General features: G+C 65.9%; 22 protein-coding genes. 8 read left to right on the top strand and 14 right to left on the bottom strand.

All coding sequences use genetic code 11. The features are described from left to right. The first annotated feature begins 26 nt into the window (after positions 1–26). Positions 27–647, top strand: coding sequence for a membrane protein YczE (gene yczE, locus ON23_RS33775; protein ID WP_039783629.1), 621 nt, complete (start codon positions 27–29; stop codon positions 645–647). A 95-nt stretch (positions 648–742) separates the two neighbouring features. Here yczE and ON23_RS33770 read toward each other — a convergent pair whose 3' ends face one another. From ON23_RS33770 to ON23_RS33760, 3 genes are all read right to left on the bottom strand, one after another. Further along, positions 743–1,678 carry an oxidoreductase gene (locus tag ON23_RS33770; protein ID WP_039783627.1) on the bottom strand — a complete coding sequence of 312 codons (936 nt, stop codon included), beginning with the start codon at positions 1,676–1,678 and terminating at the stop codon, positions 743–745. Positions 1,679–1,798: 120 nt separating this feature from the next. After that, on the bottom strand, positions 1,799–1,960 hold the full coding sequence (locus ON23_RS33765; protein ID WP_157170370.1) for a hypothetical protein: 162 nt from the start codon (positions 1,958–1,960) through the stop codon (positions 1,799–1,801). A gap of 20 nt (positions 1,961–1,980) precedes the next feature. Beyond that, the gene (locus tag ON23_RS33760; RefSeq protein WP_083904404.1) at positions 1,981–3,114 is read right to left on the bottom strand and encodes an amidohydrolase family protein; all 1,134 of its coding nucleotides are present in this window, start codon (positions 3,112–3,114) and stop codon (positions 1,981–1,983) included. A gap of 106 nt (positions 3,115–3,220) precedes the next feature. Here ON23_RS33760 and ON23_RS33755 point away from each other — a divergent pair, with 106 nt between their 5' ends. Continuing rightward, positions 3,221–3,859, top strand: coding sequence for a TetR/AcrR family transcriptional regulator (locus ON23_RS33755; RefSeq protein ID WP_039783622.1), 639 nt, complete (start codon positions 3,221–3,223; stop codon positions 3,857–3,859). Between the two features lie 196 nt (positions 3,860–4,055). Here the strand turns inward: ON23_RS33755 and mhpA are convergent, their stop codons facing one another. The 4 genes from mhpA to ON23_RS38330 form a co-directional block, all read right to left on the bottom strand. Continuing rightward, the gene (gene mhpA, locus ON23_RS33750; protein WP_083904403.1) at positions 4,056–5,876 is read right to left on the bottom strand and encodes a bifunctional 3-(3-hydroxy-phenyl)propionate/3-hydroxycinnamic acid hydroxylase MhpA; all 1,821 of its coding nucleotides are present in this window, start codon (positions 5,874–5,876) and stop codon (positions 4,056–4,058) included. Continuing rightward, positions 5,873–6,889: a VOC family protein gene (locus ON23_RS33745; RefSeq protein WP_218001144.1), complete on the bottom strand. Its 1,017-nt coding sequence runs from the start codon at positions 6,887–6,889 to the stop codon at positions 5,873–5,875. The genes mhpA and ON23_RS33745 overlap by 4 nt, the downstream gene beginning before the upstream one ends. Then, positions 6,886–7,746 (bottom strand): alpha/beta fold hydrolase, encoded by an 861-nt coding sequence (locus tag ON23_RS33740; protein ID WP_039783663.1) that lies wholly within the window; start codon positions 7,744–7,746, stop codon positions 6,886–6,888. Before ON23_RS33740 ends, ON23_RS33745 begins: the two co-directional genes overlap by 4 nt. 175 nt (positions 7,747–7,921) lie before the next feature. Then, positions 7,922–8,422 (bottom strand): hypothetical protein, encoded by a 501-nt coding sequence (locus ON23_RS38330; RefSeq protein ID WP_373282274.1) that lies wholly within the window; start codon positions 8,420–8,422, stop codon positions 7,922–7,924. Between ON23_RS38330 and ON23_RS33725 the strand changes: the two genes are divergently transcribed. Then, entirely contained in the window at positions 8,394–9,239 is an 846-nt protein-coding gene (locus tag ON23_RS33725) for an SDR family oxidoreductase (protein ID WP_039783614.1), read from the top strand. The genes ON23_RS38330 and ON23_RS33725 overlap by 29 nt on opposite strands. A 383-nt stretch (positions 9,240–9,622) precedes the next feature. Here ON23_RS33725 and ON23_RS33720 read toward each other — a convergent pair whose 3' ends face one another. The 3 genes from ON23_RS33720 to ON23_RS33710 form a co-directional block, all read right to left on the bottom strand. Beyond that, complete coding sequence (locus ON23_RS33720; RefSeq protein WP_039783612.1) at positions 9,623–10,447, bottom strand: MerR family transcriptional regulator; 825 nt, start codon at positions 10,445–10,447, stop codon at positions 9,623–9,625. 87 nt (positions 10,448–10,534) lie between these two features. Then, positions 10,535–10,735 carry a hypothetical protein gene (locus tag ON23_RS33715; protein WP_039783610.1) on the bottom strand — a complete coding sequence of 67 codons (201 nt, stop codon included), beginning with the start codon at positions 10,733–10,735 and terminating at the stop codon, positions 10,535–10,537. 160 nt (positions 10,736–10,895) lie between these two features. Next, positions 10,896–11,492 (bottom strand): TetR/AcrR family transcriptional regulator, encoded by a 597-nt coding sequence (locus tag ON23_RS33710; protein WP_039783608.1) that lies wholly within the window; start codon positions 11,490–11,492, stop codon positions 10,896–10,898. Between the two features lie 92 nt (positions 11,493–11,584). Between ON23_RS33710 and ON23_RS33705 the strand changes: the two genes are divergently transcribed. Continuing rightward, positions 11,585–12,544 (top strand): NADP-dependent oxidoreductase, encoded by a 960-nt coding sequence (locus tag ON23_RS33705; protein ID WP_039783606.1) that lies wholly within the window; start codon positions 11,585–11,587, stop codon positions 12,542–12,544. A gap of 110 nt (positions 12,545–12,654) precedes the next feature. Here ON23_RS33705 and ON23_RS33700 read toward each other — a convergent pair whose 3' ends face one another. The 4 genes from ON23_RS33700 to ON23_RS33685 form a co-directional block, all read right to left on the bottom strand. Further along, entirely contained in the window at positions 12,655–12,918 is a 264-nt protein-coding gene (locus ON23_RS33700; protein ID WP_210743451.1) for a MerR family transcriptional regulator, read from the bottom strand. 534 nt (positions 12,919–13,452) lie between these two features. Beyond that, positions 13,453–14,406, bottom strand: coding sequence for an anti-sigma factor RsbA family regulatory protein (locus tag ON23_RS33695; RefSeq protein ID WP_051043722.1), 954 nt, complete (start codon positions 14,404–14,406; stop codon positions 13,453–13,455). Further along, on the bottom strand, positions 14,403–15,302 hold the full coding sequence (locus tag ON23_RS33690; RefSeq protein WP_210743217.1) for an MEDS domain-containing protein: 900 nt from the start codon (positions 15,300–15,302) through the stop codon (positions 14,403–14,405). The genes ON23_RS33695 and ON23_RS33690 overlap by 4 nt, the downstream gene beginning before the upstream one ends. Before the next feature lie 111 nt (positions 15,303–15,413). Beyond that, the gene (locus ON23_RS33685) at positions 15,414–15,596 is read right to left on the bottom strand and encodes a hypothetical protein (protein WP_039783601.1); all 183 of its coding nucleotides are present in this window, start codon (positions 15,594–15,596) and stop codon (positions 15,414–15,416) included. Between the two features lie 269 nt (positions 15,597–15,865). On the opposite strand from ON23_RS33685, the gene ON23_RS33680 reads away from it, so the two are divergent. The 4 genes from ON23_RS33680 to ON23_RS33665 all read left to right on the top strand — a co-directional run bounded on the left by ON23_RS33680 (position 15,866) and on the right by ON23_RS33665 (position 19,201). Then, positions 15,866–16,582, top strand: coding sequence for an esterase/lipase family protein (locus tag ON23_RS33680; RefSeq protein ID WP_051043721.1), 717 nt, complete (start codon positions 15,866–15,868; stop codon positions 16,580–16,582). Positions 16,583–16,875: 293 nt separating this feature from the next. After that, entirely contained in the window at positions 16,876–17,106 is a 231-nt protein-coding gene (locus ON23_RS33675; RefSeq protein WP_039783597.1) for a hypothetical protein, read from the top strand. A gap of 149 nt (positions 17,107–17,255) precedes the next feature. Then, on the top strand, positions 17,256–17,810 hold the full coding sequence (locus ON23_RS33670) for a DUF8020 domain-containing protein (RefSeq protein ID WP_039783595.1): 555 nt from the start codon (positions 17,256–17,258) through the stop codon (positions 17,808–17,810). A 149-nt stretch (positions 17,811–17,959) separates the two neighbouring features. Beyond that, positions 17,960–19,201, top strand: coding sequence for an esterase/lipase family protein (locus ON23_RS33665; protein ID WP_039783593.1), 1,242 nt, complete (start codon positions 17,960–17,962; stop codon positions 19,199–19,201). Positions 19,202–19,246 lie beyond the last annotated feature (45 nt).

Below are 19,246 nucleotides of genomic sequence, written 5' to 3'. Positions count from 1 at the left end.
GGTCCAGTCGTCGACATACTGGCCGAATGCTGCTTCGCCGACTGTCTGCGCTCTACACCGGACTGTGGTTGTACGGGTTCTCGATGGCCGTAATGATCCGGGCGGCACTGGGACTCGACCCCTGGGATGTCTTCCATCAGGGTGTGGCCGCACACGTGCCGGTGAGCTTCGGCACCGTGACCGCAGCCACCGGAATCGCTGTGCTACTCGCCTGGATTCCGCTGCGGCAACGTCCCGGGCTGGGCACGGTGAGCAATGTGGTGGTGCTCGCGGTGTCCGTCGATGCCGGACTGTGGTTGCTCCCCGAACTCGACGCCATGGCGGTGCGCATCGCGGCGATGGCCGCGGCAGTGGTGCTCAACGCCATCGCCACGGTCCTCTACATCGGCGCCGGCATGGGGCCGGGACCGCGGGACGGACTGATGACGGGCCTGGTCGCACGCACCGGAAAACCCGTCTGGGTGATACGCACCGGTATCGAGGCGACGGTACTCGGCACCGGCTGGCTGCTGGGCGGCAGCGTCGGCGTCGGCACCTTCGTCTACGCGTTCGGTATCGGGCCGCTCATCCAACTGCTGATACCGCTGGTCGACCGCGTGGTCCCCGGATTTCGGGCGGGCACCGCACCCGAGCCGGTACCGGCGTAACCGTGCCGCGGGCGCGGTAGGGCAGCATGGCGGCCGTCCCATCGACGTGTGAGCTTCCATCCCCCCAAAGACTTCAGATACTGCTTCGTCGGTGGTCATACGGAATACCGAACACCGGTGAGGTCCTCGGACATCTCCCATAATCTGCGCTGAAGCAGGGCATTGCGGGAGGTCGCGGACGAGCTGACGATCCGGGGATAGCCTCGTAGTTCGCCCAGTCCTCCGGGACCGAAGTATTGGCCGCCTACAACTGTGGGATCCGTCGCGGCGCGCAAAATCGGCAGTGCTCCCATCGCAGCGCCTTGACGCAAGCCGCCGAGCAGTCTGTTCTGCAGCCGGATGGATATCGGGGCGTCCCTGACGAGTTGCGTCTTCGTCGTGCCCGGATGCGCTGCCACGGCGATGGCGTTCGTACCTGAGGCCGCAGCCAGCCGACGTTGAAGTTCGTAGGTGAAGAGCAGGTTGGCGAGCTTGGCCTGGCCGTAGGCCTGTACCCACTTGTAGGGACGCCGTTGCCAGTGTGGGTCGGCGAAGTCGATGCCGTCACCAGCCATGCGGTGGCCGAAACTGCTCACGGTCACGATCCGGGCTCCGGGTGTGTTCATCAGCATATCCAAGAGCAAGCCTGTCAGCGCGAAGTGTCCGAGGTGGCACACGCCGAAGTGGAGTTCGAAGCCCTCCTCGGTGGATCCCTTCGTAAACGCGACCAGCCCCGCGTTGTTGATCAACAGGTCGATGCGGGGGTAGCTCGCGCGCAGGTCGGCGGCCGCGGATCTGATAGACCGCATGGATGCGAGATCGAGCTGCTGCACGCTGACGGTAGCGCCGAGTCGAGAGTCGGCGATTCTGGCGGCAGCTTCGGTTCCCGCGCCGATGTCTCGCACGGCGAGCACCGTGCGGGCTCCGCGACGCGCAAGAGCAGCGGCGATCTCATACCCGATACCCGAATTAGCGCCTGTTACAACGACAGTGCGCCCCGATTGATCCGGTATCGCGTCAGCCGTCCAACGCTGACGCCGGTTCATTTTCATTTCACCTCGCTCACGTCGGGGGACCCGCTACTTCTCCAGTAGGGTCGTGGCGGTTGGTCCGGTATCCGGAGTCGGCCGACCCTGCGAATCGCAGCGCTGCCCAACAGATCTGAGTCGACCTCATCGCCACGCGTGGTAAAAGGCCGGCTCCGGATACTCCCAATACTCGACGAGCTTCACGTTGTCGACACGGTACACCTGGGCCAGGACGTAGCTCAGCTTCTCGCCGTCACGTTCGAGGTGATGGCGAACAATAGCGACCTCGATGCGATCGTCGGCCACGCGCCCGACACCGCCGTGGCTCACGCGCCGACCGCTTGGGCCAGGCGGGGCAACTGGCGCAACGGGTTGTGGCGCTCGACCTCCATCCGCTGATCGGCGTCGAAGATATCGCTCAGTCCGGGTGCCGGATCATGGCTGCCCGACTGTGGCAGAGTCAACGCGCTGAACGGCCAGTCGGAGCCGAAGACGATGTGGTCGCGGCTCATGACGGCGGTAGCGCTCGCCATCGCGGCCGCCGAGCCACTCAGCGCGGTGTCGACGTAGAAGGTCGAGATCTGGTGCTGGATATCGAGCACGGACGGTTTCGGCAGGTCCTGCGGCCACAACTGCCCCAGCACGGTCTGAGAGGCCACGCTGATCCGATGCGACAGGAACGGCACCGTGCCGCCCGCGTGAGCCAGCTGGAAGCGGATGTGCGGGTACCGCTGGGTGACACCGGTGACCATCATCATGGTCGCGGCGCGGGTGGTGTCGAAGGTGAACTCTTCCAGGAAATCCGGTAGCGGCAGTTTCGGTTTGGCGTTATCGGGGATCGCCGCGGGGTGCACGAACACGTAGGCGCTGCGCTGGTTCAGCGCGGCCATCAACGGTTCGAAGCGCGGGTCGCCGAGATAGACCCCGTTGTAGGCCGACAGCAAGATCACCCCGTCGAGACCCAATTCGTCGAGGGCGTAGATCGCCTCGGCGATCGAGGCGGGAATATCAGGCATCGGCAGGACCGCGAAGGCGCCGAACCGCGTCGGATTCGACCGGAACAGCCCGGCGGCATAGGTGTTGCAGTAACGCGCCATATCGGTGGCCTCCTTCCCGCTCAGGAACGACACACCCGGATCGGATACCGAAAGTGCTTGTGCTGCAATGCCGTAATAGTCCATGAAGGCCAGCGCCTGCTCCGCCGACCATTCCGGCGTCGGGTACCCGCCGATGGTGAGGTGGCCGTGTTCGATCAGGGCGGCGCGGTAGTCCGGGGGCAGGAAATGCGCGTGCAGATCGATGCGATACGTGCCCGACGGCGCCGGCTGCCGCCTTCGAACGGGTGTCGCCTGCGCACCGGGCAACGCGACCGACGCCGCGGCGACGCCGAGCGTGCCCGCGACGGCCGTACCGAGTGCGCGACGGCGGCTCACCGCCGAGATGAGGCGGGAACTGACCATGTTCTTCTCACTTTCCGGTCCGAGCGCGTGTCGAAAGGCACTCGGAATCGACTCTGATGTTCTTCTCAGTTACGATTTCCATAACGCATGTGATTGGGAGAGATCGATGGCCGCCGAACCCGTTGTCCGCAACCGCATCGACCGACGCCGCGAACGCACCCGCAACGCCCTGCTGGGCGCGGCGCGGAAGTTCCTGTCCGAGGGCCGTTCCGCGGTGAGCATCCAAGAGATCACCGACGCGGCGGACGTCGGATTCGGCTCGTTCTACAACCATTTCACCTCGAAGGAACAGCTGTTCGACGAGGCCATCCGCTCGGTGCTGCAGGTCTACAGCGAGATGCGCGACGGCATCGTCGAGCAGTACGAGGATCCGGCCGAAGTGTTCGCGGTGAGTTTTCGCATGACCGGACGACTGCAGCGCCAGGTGCCGGAAATGGTTCGGGTGCTGCTGAATTCCGGAATGTCGGTGCTCTTGCGTGACGAGGGATTGGCGCCGCGGGCCCGCCGCGACATCATCGCCGCGCAGGAGCAGGGCCGGTTCGAACCGATGGACCCCGATATGGCGATCATGGCCGCCGGCGGGGCCCTGCTGGGACTGCTGCAGCTGCTCGATGCCCGTCCGGACGCCGATGCCGACGCCCTCACCGACGAGATGACCTTCCATATGCTGCGCATGTTCGGCATGAACAAGCGCACCGCGCAGAAACTCTCCAGCAGCGAACTCCCGCCGCTGCCACAGCTGTAACCGCCTCGCCGCCACCGCGATCCACGGTGCACCGGTCGACAACCGGGCCGCCCTCACCCGGCCCGGTGCCCGGTCGGAGGGCGCGCGATGCAGACCATCACCGCCCACGCCGGCGGCGACGGTGGTGTCGTCGCCGTCGCGGTGAACAGTCGTTGCGCCGTGCCACGGACGGCCCCGGTCTCGGACGGCGCCGACCTCATCGCGCGTCCTCCATGTCGTCCCGGCGTGGACCGGTACCGCTGTGTTCGGCAATAGATTCGGCCGGACCCGAGTGGGCGGCTGCGGTGTCGGCGATCGGGATGCCGGCGGTGGGCACAACCTCCGGGGCGATGCGCGGACGCGGCCCACCCAGTTGACGCAGTAGTTCGGCGGTCAGTTCGTGCGCACGCTGCGGTGCGGCCGTGCCGAAGACGTACCGATCCGGACGTAGCAGCACCAGGCCGCGCGCGCCCACACCCGCTTTCCCGAACCACGTGGTCAGCGCACCGGTGTGGTCTTCCACGTCGGCGTAGTCGTCGCCGGCAGCCCGGCCGTCTCCCGGCTTGCCCTGCGGTCGACCACCGGCTGGGTAGACGGTGACGAATCGAGTTCCCAACGCCCGCAGTGCCGCGCCGTCCGTGGAGCTCAGGACCGAGCGCGGGTCCACACCGTTGCCGAGCACCGCGAAGCCCGATCCGAGAACCTCGTCGAGGCGGCGATGCCGCCCGTCGTAGGTGCGGATCTGCGGTTGCGGCGACAGGGTGCCCGCCACACCGCGTCTCCACCGCCCACGTGGCAGGCCCAGATAGGCGCCGGGACGAAAGCGCGGCTGTGGCTTCATTTTCGCGGCGCGAATCCAGCCGCCCAGCCCAGGTGTGCGCACCGCGGTGGTGAGCGCGAGGTCACGAGCGGCCGCCAGCAATGGGTTGTCGACGGAGACCAGCGCTTTGTTGAAGACCGAGAAGTCGATCATCGCCTTCGCATGCGGACGGCGCTCGGTCTCGTAGCTGTCCAGAATCCGTTGCGCGGCACCGTATTCGATGATCGCATGCAGTTTCCACGCCAGATTGTCGGCGTCCCGGACACCCGAGCTCATCCCTTGTCCCACGAACTGCGGGGTCATATGCGCGGCGTCGCCCGCGATCAGGATCCGCCCGGCCCGCCAGCGCTCGGCGACCACGGCGTTGAACGTGTACACCAGCCGACGCAGCACCTCGACCTCGTCCGGGTCGACGAAGGCGCCGATCAGGCGGCGGACGTTGTCCGGGTCCTCCATCTCCTCGGCCGTCTGCGATTCCTGCAGCATGAATTCGAAACGGTGATGGCCGCCCGGCTGCGGGCAGGAGACGATCGGCAGCTTCGGGTCGCAGACGAAATTGAAGTACGGCAGATGCCGGAACGCGTCCACACCGTCGGCGGCCTTCAGATCCACGACCAGCCACCGCTCCGGAAAACTGGTGCCGGACATATCGATTCCGAGCCGAGTACGGACCACGCTGCGCCCGCCGTCGCAGCCGACGAGGAACTTCGCCCGCACCCGCTCCGTGGTGCGGGGGTCCGGTTCCGAGGTCTTCTTGCCGTAGTCGGTCCCGGCGCTGCGGGCATGCTCGACGCTCACCCAGTCCGCATCCTGATCGAAACCGACCACCTCACGGCCCCGCCGCACGGTGACGTGGGGATAGCGTTCCAACGCCCGCTCGAGGCCGTTCTCCAGATACGGCTGATACAGGAAGTTCACGATCGGCCAGCCGAGCGGGCGGTCGGTCTGGTGGAACTGCACCAGCACCTTGCCGTCACCACGCACCCACTGCACTGTCGAATCGACGTTCATGTCGGCGGCGAGATCGTCTGCGACACCGGTGCTCTGGAAGATCCGCATGACCTCGTCGTCGGTGTAGACGGCACGGGCGAGCCCGTAGTATTCCGGCTCGCGCTCGAGCACGAGGACACTGATTCCGCGCCGGCCCAGCAGATTGGCCAGCGTCAGCCCGGTCGGGCCCAAGCCGACGACCACCACGTCGTAGTCGGTGGCGTTCATCGTGACAGACCTCCTGTGAGCTGCGGGACGGTGATCTCGGGCGTGCGCACGGACTGCAGCGCCCGGCGGAATTGGGTGAACTTCGTCAGCACCGTGTCCCCTACCGGGGTGTGTCCCCAGATGCTGATTCCCGGATATGTGGTCGGCTCCCAGGTCGATTCGAGTTCGGGGCCGATGACGATCGGATTCCAGCCGACCTCGAGTTCGAAGCCGGAGGGGGTGACGCAGTAGAACGACAGCTCGCGGTCGTTGGTGTGCTGCCCCACCGACCACTGCATGCGGAAGCCGAGGTCGGTGACGCGGCCGAAGGCGGCGAGCATATCGTCGAGCGTCGCGGACTGAATGTTGATGTGCTGCACGCGCGTGCGCAGCGGATCGATCTTGATTCCGCGGATATCGGCGATGGCGATCGAATGGTGGCGCTCGTTGACCCGCAGAAAGCGGATCTTCATCTTCAGCCCGGAAATGTTCTCGTCGATGTAGTCCGACAGCCGGGAGTCGAAGACCGTCTCGTAGTAGCCGCGCATGGACTCCGGCTCACGCGACACGATCGCGACGTGGCCCATGCCGGCCTCACCGGTCACCCAGCCGGAACTGATCATTCGCAACGGTTCCGGCGTCGTGACAGCCACGGTGAAGATCTCCTGAGCGATCCCCTTCGGCCCGGGGAAGCGCCACAATCGCTGCACCCCGCGTAGCGCCGCTTCCTCGGCGGAGCCTTCGGTGATCGGGACGCCGCGGTCGCTCACGCGCGCCACGATGCGATCGAAGGTTTCGTGATCGTCGATCTGCCAGCCCAGCGCGGTCACATCCTCGGCCGGGCCACGCTGGATGAGGAAGCGGCAGGCACGGTCGTCGAGACGGAAACGCAGCACCCCCGAGTCGAGGGCGTCGACATGCAGACCGATCGCGTCGGCGCCGAAGCGGCGCCAGTCGGCATGCCGATTCGATTGCACGACAACATAACCCAGGTGCACGGAGCCGAAAACCGAATCGGGGTTCGCACCGATCACGACGTCGCCTCCAGGAATGTGGTGGCCAGCGAGTTGAACAGGTCCGCACGCTCCCACTGCACCCAGTGACCGGTGTTCGCCGCCAGGTACAGATCACAGTTCGGCATGGTCTCCGACAGGATGCGTCCGCCCGAGGGACGGTTGACCTTGTCGTCGGTCCCCCAGATCACCAGGGTCGGATGCTGGACCTTCCGCAGCCGGGAATCCCGGGTGGAATCCATCCGCCACAGCGTGCGCAGCGCCCACGGCCCCGACGGACGCCGCAGCGGCGGATTCGCGACCACCTCGGGCTCGATGCTGGCCCGGTACCGCAATTCGATCAATTCCTCGGGCACCGACGCACCGTCGAAGACGAGGTATTCACGGATGAACCGGGTGATCTTCTCGCGACTCGGACCACTACCCGGGTAGTAGTTCAGCAACTCCTGCAGCCCCTTGGTGGGCAACGCCCGAGAGGAGCCGATACCACCGGGTCCCATCAAAATCATCCGGTCGACCTTCTCCGGCCGATCCATCGCCAGCCGCAACGCCGCCGCACCACCGTAGGAATTGCCGACCAGGTGCGCCGAGGCCACACCCAGCTCGTCCAGCAACCCTCCGACGGCCCGGCCCAGGTACCCGAACGGATCGGACTGATCGACCCACTTGGACGACTTCCCGTAGCCCGGCATATCCGGCACGATCACGCGGAACCGCTGCGCCAGCGCCTCGATATTGCGCGAATAGTTCGACAAGCCGGTCGCCCCGGGACCACCACCGTGCAGCAAGACCGCCACCGGACCGGAGCCGGCCTCGTCGAAGTAGATCTCGCGACCGTCGACCCGGACCGCCCGTCCGGCTCCCGCCTGCTTGTCGATACTCGTCACCGCTACCTCCAGAACCGTTATTGACTAAATCATCAGTTACGATCATCTCCTCTGTCAAGAAGTCCGATGAAATCATCGAAGATGTGAGTTCCAGCATGATTGACGTTCTTGACCAACTATCGTCCGGTAGTCGGCAGTCGAGGCCAGCCGAACCTCTTCCGATCAGTCACAACGCCGCGGCGTCATCGCACGGCGCGGCCGGGCGCACGAACGCGACCGCCGCCCGCTCATCGAGCACGCGGAACAGCTCGTCCTGCCCATCGGCGCCCAGATAGATGCCGCGGGCGTTGGCGAGCAGAACGACACCATCGGCGCCCAGAACGTCCAGCGCCCGTTCGGCTTCGGTGGCGGCCGCCGCGAAGTCGGGCGTGGGCACCGTGACGAAGAGGAACCCGCGGTGCTGTATTTCAACGGCGGACTCGACGAATACGGCATCGACGAATCGACCCGCCGCGGTATCGAGCGATCCGATGCGCTCGCGTTGTTCCCGCGCTTCGGCAGCACGCCCGCGAAACCCGCTGCGCCGCTGCGCGACCGGGTGCGCCGAGACGTGCGGCGTCGTATCTTCCGGATGGCAGCGCGCGCCGCGGGTACGCACTGACCGCGAAAGCGAACAACCACCGTTCGAAAGGCATACCGTGAAGACGATTCTCATCACCGGCGCCACCGCGGGCATCGGACTGGAATGTGCGAGCCAGGTCGCGCCCGGAGCACACCTGGTACTGGTCGGGCGCGATGCCGACAAACTGCGCCGGGCAACCGAGCGCGTGTCGGCCGCGGGGGCAGCGCAGGTCGACAGCCTGGTCGCGGATTTCACCTCCCTGAAATCGGTACGCGCACTGAGCGATTCGGTGCTCGCGCGATACGACCGGCTCGACGTCCTGGTCAACAACGCGGGCACCGTCTATTCCGGGCGGACCGAATCCGCCGACGGCTACGAGGCGACGTTCGCGGTCAATCACCTCGCGCCGTATCTGCTCACCGAATCGCTGAAAGGGCTCCTGATCGCGAGCGCGCCGTCGCGCATCGTGTTCACCGCCTCGACCGCGCACTATCGGGGAACGATGGACTTCGACGACCTGCAGTACCGGCAGGGATACTCGATCATGAAGGCGTATTCCCGATCGAAACTCGCCAACGTCGGCTACGCCCGCGCCCTGGCGGCGCAACTGTCCGGTACCGGCGTCACCGTCAATGCGCTCCATCCCGGCATGGTCGCCACCGGCATCTGGAACGGCGCCCCGTGGTTCACCCGCCCGCTCCTGGAAGTCGTCAAACGCCTCACCATGGTCTCACCGGAGGAAGGCGGTCGCCGGCTCGCCTACCTCGCCACGGATCCGGCCCTGACGGACACCACGGGCGGCTATTTCGAAAACGACAGTCCCCGTGAACCTTCCGCACTCGCCCGCGACGAATCGGTCGGCGGCCGACTGCTGTCCGCCAGCGATCAGCTGGTACGCCAGGCACTCGACAGCGAAAGGTGAGGAGCCGACAGATTCCTCCGGGCCGTTCACAACCGAAGGAGCGATCGTCGGAATGGTCCAGCGATGATCGGGCTGTTCGTCGACGTGGGCCATCCCCGAGGCGGATTCGTCGACGTTCTGATCGACGAGGACCGGCCTTCCCGGCATGAGCGGTCCGAATGGCACGCCGCCACACACCGCCACCCCGTCGGCTCCGAAGTCACCGCCGAGATCACCGACATCTTCGCCACCACTCGTGAATACCTCGTCACGTTCGATGGTCGGTGGTCCGCCGTGTTCTGGACGGGCATACCACCCATCGTCGGCACCACTGCACAGTTCATCGTCGACCGGCATCTCGACGCGACCCGGCGCATTCGGCTGCGACATCGCAGTGTCCGAGGTCAGGTCGTGACGATCGGGGCCTGCAGTTCGGCCACCGACTCGTCCGGATCCTCCGAGGAGTTGAGCGTGATCTCCCGCGCATGGCCGTCGAACCGGTAGCCGTGCGCCTCGACCCAGCGCACGAGCAGTTGACTGGTGCGCAGAAAGCCGTGTTCCATGCCGCGGTGCACGATCGTAGCGGCGCGGTCCACCGCAGGCAGCGAGACGATTCGGAGGCCCGCGGCCTCGGTGACACCCGCCGACACCGGGAGGCCGACGTGCACGATGATCCGGTAGTCGTCTTCGTCGGGGGTCTCGAAATAGACGGTACGAGGGCCGCCCGCCGCGACTGCGGCGGAGTCGAGCCGTCGGCGCAGCTCATCGAAGAGCCGGCCGATGAGCGGGCCGGTCTCGTCGGGGTCGAAGCTCGTGGCCGTCGCGCTCAGTTCGGCCAGGCGGATCGGGGGCAATTTCCTGATGACGATGTCTTCCTGGGGCATGGAATCCTCGTTCTCGATCATCCGGAGCCTCGCCTCGACCCGAGCCAGACCCGACATGGCCTCCGCCAGGGCTGCTTCCAGCTCGGCGCGTCGCAGGCGCAGCATCCCACGCAGTTCCTCGATGCCGATGTCCTCGTCGAGGATTGTCTGCACCTGCTGCAGTGTGAAGCCGAGGTCCTTCAGCGCGACGATTCGGTTGAGCCGCGACAGCTGCGCCGCCTGGTAGGAGCGGTAGCCGCTGGACGCGTCCACGTGCGCGGGGCGCAGTAGACCGATGGCGTCGTAGTGCCGCAGCATTCGGACCGAAACACGTCCGTGCCTGGCGAAGTCTCCGATGGTGAACATGACTCGTCGAGTGTCGACCCTGACACGGTGGCAGAGTCAACAGGACGACCGCTCGCATCGGAGACTGCACGACCGTGCCGACATGAGTTACAGCCGTAGATACCCGGCCGCCAGCGACCAGAACATCGACCGGTTCACCAGGTGGAAATCCCACCCCTCGGTCAGGGCGTGCAAGTTGGCCACCAGTGCCGGCACATCGAAATCGTGTCGCTCCGCGCTACCCGCACTCTCCAACTGCGTGATCACATACTCCGTGGCCGTATCAACCGTCGCGCCGCCAAATGTCACCAGAACTCCTCGCCGCTCAGCCCGCTGCACCACGAACCAGAAGCGCTCCGTGACGACGGTCGCACCGACCGCGACCTTTCAATACCCATCCACACAACCTCAAACGGGCTGCCGCACGGTCAGGTGACAGTGGTTGAGCAGCCGGTCGGGCTTCTCGCGTTTACTCGACCACCTGAGGTCGGCCGTACGTGGGAGGTCGCAGGCCGTCCATCAGGATGTCCAGCATGCGAGCCGCCTTCGCTTCGTGCTCCGGGCGGGGGGCCACGGTGAAGATTCCGATGAGATGGGCGGCGAGGTCTTCGGCGGTGACGTCGGTGCGGATATCGCCCGCCGCGCGGCCGGCGTCGAGTATCTCGGTGATGGCCGTCAGCAGTTCGGTACGGGTCCGGGCATGGGCGATCTCACCCGACTCGATCATCGTGAGCAGCGTGTCGAGCATGCCGTTCTTGGTCGCGATCCACTCTCCGAACAGGTCCATCCAGCGCCGTAGCGCGGCGGCAGGGGCGAGCCGGCCGAGCAGTTCCCTGGCACCGGCCGTCAGCCGTATGACCTGATCGCGGTAGACGGCGTCGACCAACGATTCACGGGTGGGGAAATGGCGGTACAGCGTGGCAATGCCGACTCCCGCCTCGCGCGCGATCGCACGCATCGACGACTCGCTGTCGGCCGAGGCGAACACGCGGGTCGCCACGGCTAACAACTGGTCGCGGTTACGGGTTGCGTCCGCACGCGGCGCGCGATTCTGCCCTTTACCCAAAACGGATCATGCTCCGCTTATGTTACCGTAGCTCATATAAACGGAGCATAGTCCGTTTCGAGGCCATATCGGAGCCGAGGAGTTGAGCAACGATGCAGGAACACGGCACTCGCACGTCGGTGAGCACAGGCAGGGCGGTACGGCTCGAGTCGTTCGGCGGCCCGGAAGTTCTGGACCTCCAAGAGGTGCCCGCGCCGCAGGCGGGCGCGGGACAGATTCGCGTGCGAGTCACCGCGGCCGGACTGAACCCGATGGACTGGTTCATGACCTCCGACGCCGACACCGCCGCCCGGTTCGGCCTGAGCGCGCCTGCGGGGTTCGGAACCGACTATGCGGGAGTGGTCGACCAGGTTGGTGACGGTGTCACCGGGTTCGCGGTCGGCGATCGGGTGTTCGGCGGCGCTCTGTCGCGCGCGGTCGCCGACTTCGTAGTCGTCGACGTGGCGGGGTCCATCGCGAAAGGGGGCCAGGCGCACCACATTCCGGACGGTGTGGACGACCGCGCCGCGGCCGTTCTCACCATCGCGGGCTGCACCGCCGCTGCCGCTCTGGCCGTCGTCGATCCCGGACCGGGCGACACGGTTCTCATCGGCGGCGCAGCGGGTGGGGTCGGGGTGTTCGCCGTCCAACTGGCGCGCCTCGCGGGGGCTCGGGTGATCGGCACAGGATCGCCGGCATCGGAGGACTTTCTGCGCCACCTCGGGGCGGAGCCGGTCGCTTACGGTGAGGGTCTGGCCGATCGTGTGCGTGGCCTCGCTCCGGAAAGCGTCACCGCGGCGATCGACCTGCACGGGCTGGAGACAGCGCAGGTCGCACGCGAACTCGGCGTCGCGGACACGCGGATCACCACCATCGCGGGCCAGATCGACGGGATCACCCCCGCCAACGGGGCCGACGCCGACCCCGGCACCCTGGAAGAGATCGCCCGCCTGGTCGCGGCGAACGAAATCGACGTACCGATCGCCGCAACCTTTCCGGTCGACCGGATCCGCGCCGCCGTCGAGCTCCAAGCCGGCCGCCACGTGCACGGCAAGGTCGTCATCGACCTCTAGCCTCGAGTCGGCACGCCGGTCGGTCTCCTGGCGCGCCGCGTCGGCCGGTTCGTGCACTCCAATGAGCGACCGGCGCGGTCGCCTGATCGTCGCGCCACAGGGACAGAGGGTCAGCTGGGTCGGTCTTGCCGGCTGAGTTTGTCGTTGAGATCGCGAGCTTCGGCAAGCTGGTCTTCGAGGATGATGATCCGGCACGCCGCCTCCAGGGGGGTGCCCTGGTCGACGAGTTCACGGGCGCGGGCGGCGATTCGCAGCTGGTAGCGCGAGTAGCGGCGGTGCCCGCCGGCGGAGCGTTGCGGGGTGATCAGTTTCGCCTCGTCCAGGCTGCGCAGGAACGCTTGGGTGGTGCCGAGCATGTCCGCGGCCCGGCCCATCGTGTAGGCGGGGTAGTCGTCGTCGTCGAACTTCTCGTTCGCGGTGGGTGATTCAGAAATCGTGCGGCCTCCATGCGCCGAAGCGCCCCGGTGTCCCATGACACCGGGGCGCTGAAAGGGGGAATGTACTTGCGTCTTCCGACATGTAACCGAAGCGTCGGCGATCACACGGACCACATGTTCTTCCGAGTGACCCGACGGGCAACTCCTCCCTTCTCCTCACTGGGTTACTTCAACTTTCCGTACCACTTCATTTCTTGCCCGGCGGGCGGCGGGACCGTCGTACTTGCTGGTCCCGCTGCCACGCCCGCCGTCTTTCCTCACGGGCAGTTCATCATCTCCCGTGCCATCTGGATACTTTCTTCGCTTCCGACAAGACAGAAGTTACCGCATCATTTGCCGAATGTCTACCATCACCACTATAGATTTTTTCGTAGGGCGGACATGAAGAAGCCCGCACCGATGGTGCGGGCTTCCTCGGTTTCCGGACCCGGCTCGACGACTACCGCGCGAACCGGATGCGGTGTCGGCGGTTCAGCGCGGATGGACGTGGAGCAGAACACGCCAGGTGGTGCCGTGGGGTGTGGAGTGGATGCGGACCAAGTCGGCGAGCTCGTTCACGAGAAACAGACCACGTCCCCCGAAGCGATCCCGGTCCGGCGGATGACGCCCGATCAACGGATCGGTCACATGCCCGAAATCGCGCAGGTCGAACACTATGTCCTCGCCCTCGCGCCACAGCCGCCACCGACACGGGCCGCCGGTATGGACGAGACTGTTGGTCACCAACTCCGTCACGATCAATTCGAAGTCGGCGATTCGTCCTTCGGCCAGGCCGAGCCTGCGGGCTTCGGCTGTGGCGAATCGGCGGGCGTCCGAGACCTCGGCGGACGTGTCGACGGGGTGTTCGGTCGCCTCGACCGGCACGACCAACTCCTCGTTGTATCGGCTGACCACGCTGTCCGGGTCGTATCGATCGCTGCGATACCGCCGGTGTGTCTCCCAGACCAGCGGGTGCGTCAGATACGCGTCGGCGAGTGCGTCCGGAGCGAGTCGCGTCGCGTCGTAGGGGCACACGATCGTCACGTCGCGACCGGCGAAGGCCGCGTTGATCAACGCCTCGTGCTGAGCGCAGGCGGGATATTCGGCGGCGGTGCGCCCCTGCCATATCGGCTCGCCGATGATGCGCACGTGCCGATCCGGATGCGCATCGGCGAACCGCCGTAAGATGCCGGGAATGATCCGGCCCGGATTCCGGCCGGCCTGCGCCATATCGATCCACGTCACGTTTTCGCCGGCGGACCCGACGGCATCACGCAGCACTCGCAGCCGGGGGCCGGGCACGGCGACCGCGACCGGATGCTGTTGCGCCACGCCCTCGGTGATGAACGGCGAGAGCGTCGCCAGGTAGTCCTCGTCGGATCGATAGAACACGGCGGGGTGGACGAATTCCCCTGCTCGCGGGCCCGTGCGGGTTGTCGACGTCATGGCAGCTGCTCCGCTCGGACGTTGGAAATATCGAGTAGCCGAATCACGCGATCGATACCGGACCACTGCGTGCGGATGACAAGATCCGCATCGCGCGCCGCGGCCCAATCCGCCAGCCGAGTCACGCTCACATGGTCCATGAACTCCACCCCGCTGGCATCGAGGACGACCTCGCCGCCCTCGGGCTTCAGGTCGATTCGCTTCAATGTCGGCGCGAGTAGGTCGCGGGTGGACAGATCGAGTTCACCGGCAAGAGCGACGGTGTGGCCGGCCGACAGCGGCGCGTACAACCGGAACCCTGCCGCGCGAGCATCGGTACACGGGTGCAGGCAGGCGAGTTCGGCCAGCACCTCGGCCTCGACCGCCGACCGATCGTAACCACACAGCGCCGAGAACGGATGGCCAGCCATATAGCGATCGATCAGATGCTCGAAACGGGCGAAAACCGCCAGCCGCGGCGCATCGTTCACCAGCGACGTGCAATCGACCGCCACCCGCAGTCCTCGAAACCCGTCCGCCACGGCACGCTCGGTCGCCTCGGCGTAAGCCTGAACCTGGCCGGACGGGTCGAGGACCGCGTCGGCGTCGTGGAGTTCCGACAGCGATATGACCTCGGCTCTGCCGTCCCGCAACGCCTCGCTCCAGCCCGCGAGCTCACGCAAGTCCTCGGCGATGTCGCCGACCGTGCCGGGCCGGATGTAGCAGACCCGACAACCCGCGTCCAAACCGTCGGCGAGGAACTCAGCGGCACGGGTCCTGAACTCCGCTATCCCCGTATAACCCCAGCACACATGATCTCGCGGCCCCAAGCCACGCGCATGCTGCAACCGAGCGGACCGTCTCACCGCGCCGAGTCTAGTGGCGGTGGACTCGACCGAGGCACCGACGTCGATCACACCCGACAGTGTGGCCGGTTGTCACCGGTCAGTGTGGTCACGAGTAGCCACGGCGACGCCGACCTCTGGCCTTCACCTGAACCGCCCGGTGCGCGGCGCGAGCTGCGCTGCCTACCTGCTGATCAGGCTGATCACCGCTGAACGCAGAGCCGGCTGCGGCTCATCGGCATACAGTTCCACGAAAGCGATTTCAGCGACCATCGCGACGACCAGCTGCGCCACCGCCGCGGGGTCCTCCCATCCGATGGCCCGCAGATCAGGTTCGATCACCGCAGCCACTCCGGTCGGAGTCATTCCTTCCTCGGCGGGGGCGGAAGGACTGCCGACCGGCTACACACGCGAAGGAGTACGCCGATGAGACGCGCGATATCCGTTGCCACGCTGGCTGTTACGGCGCTCGTGGCGGTAGCCGGTCCAGCCGCGGCCGACGATCATGTACCCGACCCTCCCCCTCCTACAGCTATCTGAGCGGCGTGCAGGCCGAGTTGACCGGACCGGGGCAGTCGCCTCCCGGGGCCAACGATCGATCGTGCCGGCCGACCGCAGCACATCCGAATCCCGTTGTGCTGATCCACGGTTTGTCGAACGACACCATCAGCTGGAATACCCTCTCGCCGGTGCTGGCCCACACCGGCTACTGCGTGTACACCATCACCTACGGTACGGAGAGCCTGGGCCCGATCGGCGCCACCGTGCCCGTGCAGGACAGCGCCACACAGATCGGCGACTTCGTCGACGAGGTCGAGGCCGCCACCGGAGCGAAACATGTCGACCTGGTGAGTCATTCGATAGGCGGGGCGGTCGCCTACTACTACCTGAGCCGACTCGGCGGCGCGTCGAAGGTCGGCCGCTACATCGCCCTGGCCGCTCCGATGCACGGATCGACGCTCAGCGGCCTCGCCGGATTGCAGCCGCTGGTGGAGTCCACCGGCAGCGGTGCGGCGGCCACCCGCCGTTGCGGACCGTGTCAGCTCTCACCAGGCACACCGTTCCTGCAGGATCTCGAGCCGAATCCCGGTGCCACACCGCAGATCCCGTTCACCATGATCGTCACCCGCTACGACCAGATCGCCACTCCCTACACCACAGGTCTTCTCGATGGCCCCAACGTGCACAACGTCGTCCTACAAGACCTGTGCCCGACCGACTTCACCGAACACAACGAGCTGACGTCGGATCCGGTGGCCATCCACGAGGTACTCGACGCACTCGACCCCGCCCACGCCACCCCGCCGACGTGCACGATGGTCCTCCCTCTCCTGGGACCCCCGCCCCGGTAGCACGACGCAAACACCCGAACTTTCCGCGACCACCCTGTCACGGATCGCCGAAACCGTATCCCCGAGATGCGGACGGATCGGGCACCGATGATTTTCGCGGTGCGCTCACCTCTGCATATGTCGGAGGTAAGCCCGGCGAACCCGGGCACGGTCTTCACGCGCCGGCGTGAACAACGGAAAGAGAAAGTCATGTTGCTGACGTCCTGACTCTCACGACCGAGGGCGTTGCCCGGATCGTCGCGTTCCACGGCGCATCGTTGTTTCCCCGCTTCGGGCTCTGAGACGGCGACAGCATGTCCGAACCGGAAAACTCCGCCGCATGTGGTGCGGCCCTCGACACGCAACTGCGGCTGTTCTGCCATCTCATGCTCGGCTCGGCCGACGCCGCCGACCGCATGATGCGGCAGATCTACCGTCACGCCCCCGATCATCACGACGATCAACGGAATCGGCATTCAGAACGGGCCCGATTGTTCGGTATCGCCGCCGACCTCTGTGGGGTCCGCAATTGTTCATTCCACTGATCGGGCTGCTGCGGGACTCGGACTCGTTAAGCCTTTCCCTGCCGGCCGTTTACTTTGTTGACGGCCGTACATCATCAGAGAAAAATTATCAATGCCCAGTTCTACTGGGATCGGGGCCTTAGGTGGGGGCTCGATGATTGGAAGTTCACATGTTTCTCAAGAAGTTGGTGGCAACCATATTATTCACCATCGCCGCTACGGCGATTGCCACCGTCACAGCGAATGGGCAGGCCGAGGTTACCGATGTCAGCCTGCATGGGGTCGACGGCACCGTCGCCTATACGACGAACCTCGCTGCCGACCACTCGCGCGCCACGGTCGATCTGGCCTCCGGAAAGTTCAGCCTCGCGCCGGATGCCATCACGGTGACCGCGGACAACGGTTCGGTGGTCGGCACGATACCGACAACCCTGCGCATGCAGACCGGTGAAACGTTCACCGTCGCACCCAGCCTGAACAGCACGGGCACGGTGTTGACGCTGACACCGGTCAGTGCACCGACCACTCATCCGGTCGCCACGCCGGACCAGCTGAATGGCCTGTTGCACAATGCCCTGTTCATCGGGGCCGCTGTGGGTGCAGGCATCGGCTGCGCCATCGGCATCGCGATCGGGATCTGGTTCTTCGTGGTCGGCGCGGTGGTCGGCTGCGCTGTGGGTGCCGTGATCGGTGCCGCGATCGGCTTCTTCGCTCCCGTTCCGTGAATCGCGGCGGAGCTCTGAGTAGTCGAATCGAGACAACTGACCGCCGGTACAGATCACCGGCGGTCGGTATCCATTCGTCGAATGTCCGGTCATCCGGAGATCTGCCCTGGAGGGGAACAGTTTTCAGTGCACAGACGTACACTGAATTGATGAGCGATCGGCAACAGTCGGAGATCGAGGCGCTCGCCCGGTTGGCAGGCGACGAACTCGGCGGTGCTGTCGACGGGGTCGCCACGGTGCATCGCGCCATCTCCGATCACGTCTTCGCGGCCGTGCGGCTGGGGGTCGGCCCGGCCACTCTGCCGGTGCAGGTGGTACACGACACCATCGCCGACAGCGTGTACCGGATCGTCAGCGGTTCCGCGGTGTCGGCGGGCGTGCTGGCCGAACATGCCGCGACGCTCTCCGGGGTATCCACCCCGTCGCGTACGGTTTTCGGCTCCGGCTTCCTCGCCGCGCTGCAAGGCTTGATCGGCGACACTCTTGCGCAGCAGCGGCCGATTCTCGCCGCTCCCATGACATTTCGCTCCGCCGGCGAACCGGTGGCGCCGGAACAGCTCGCGGAGCGCATCACGAACCCGAGCGGTCGGGTCGTGATCTTCCTGCACGGTTTGGCGGAAACCGAACACGCGTGGCGCCTCGGCGGCAGACCGACCTATGCCGAACGACTCGAGACCGATCTCGTCTGCACCTCCCTTCAGGTGCGATACAACAGCGGTCTGCACATTTCCGAGAACGCCCGGCAGTTGAACGATCTGTTGGAGCGCCTCGTCGAGCACTGGCCGGTCGAGGTCGAACAGTTGTCGCTGGTCGGTCATTCGATGGGTGGGCTCATCGCGCGTGGCGCATGTTTCGAGGCCGCCGAGCAGGGACGTTCCTGGGTACGCCGGGTGCGTCAAGTGGTCTGCCTCGGATCACCTCATCTGGGTGCGCCGCTCGAGCAATTCGTCCATTACCTCTCCGCGGCGCTGGTCCGCATCCCGGAGACCCGTCCGTTCGGACGACTGCTACGCCGCCGCAGTGCGGGCATCCGAGATCTGCGTCAAGGTTCACTGGTCGATCAGGACTGGGACGGTGTGGACGCGGACGCGTTGCGCCGCCGAGCGATTCGCGAGGTCCCGCTTCTCGAGGGCGCCGATCATTACTTCGTCACCGCGACCATCACTCGCAGCCCGCACCATCCTCTGGGCCGCGTCATCGGAGACGGATTGGTGCTGACCACGAGCGGTTCGGGCCGAAATCGCGCCCGGCGCATCGGTTTCGACGACGACAACGGCATGCACCTGCCCGGGGCGAATCATTTCACGCTGCTCAACCACGAGGCAGTCTACGAAGCGTTGTCCCACTGGTTGCGCGGCGAGCGCGAACAGAAGTCGCTACGTTCGGACTGAGTCGGACGAATTCGAACCACAAGGGCCGTGAGAAACCGAATACGT

The sequence above is a fragment of the Nocardia cerradoensis NBRC 101014 genome (assembly GCF_000308535.1).
Lineage (GTDB): Bacteria > Actinomycetota > Actinomycetes > Mycobacteriales > Mycobacteriaceae > Nocardia > Nocardia cerradoensis.
The sequence above is the reverse complement of the archived record's forward strand: the minus strand, read 5'-3'. Positions and strand labels throughout refer to the sequence as shown.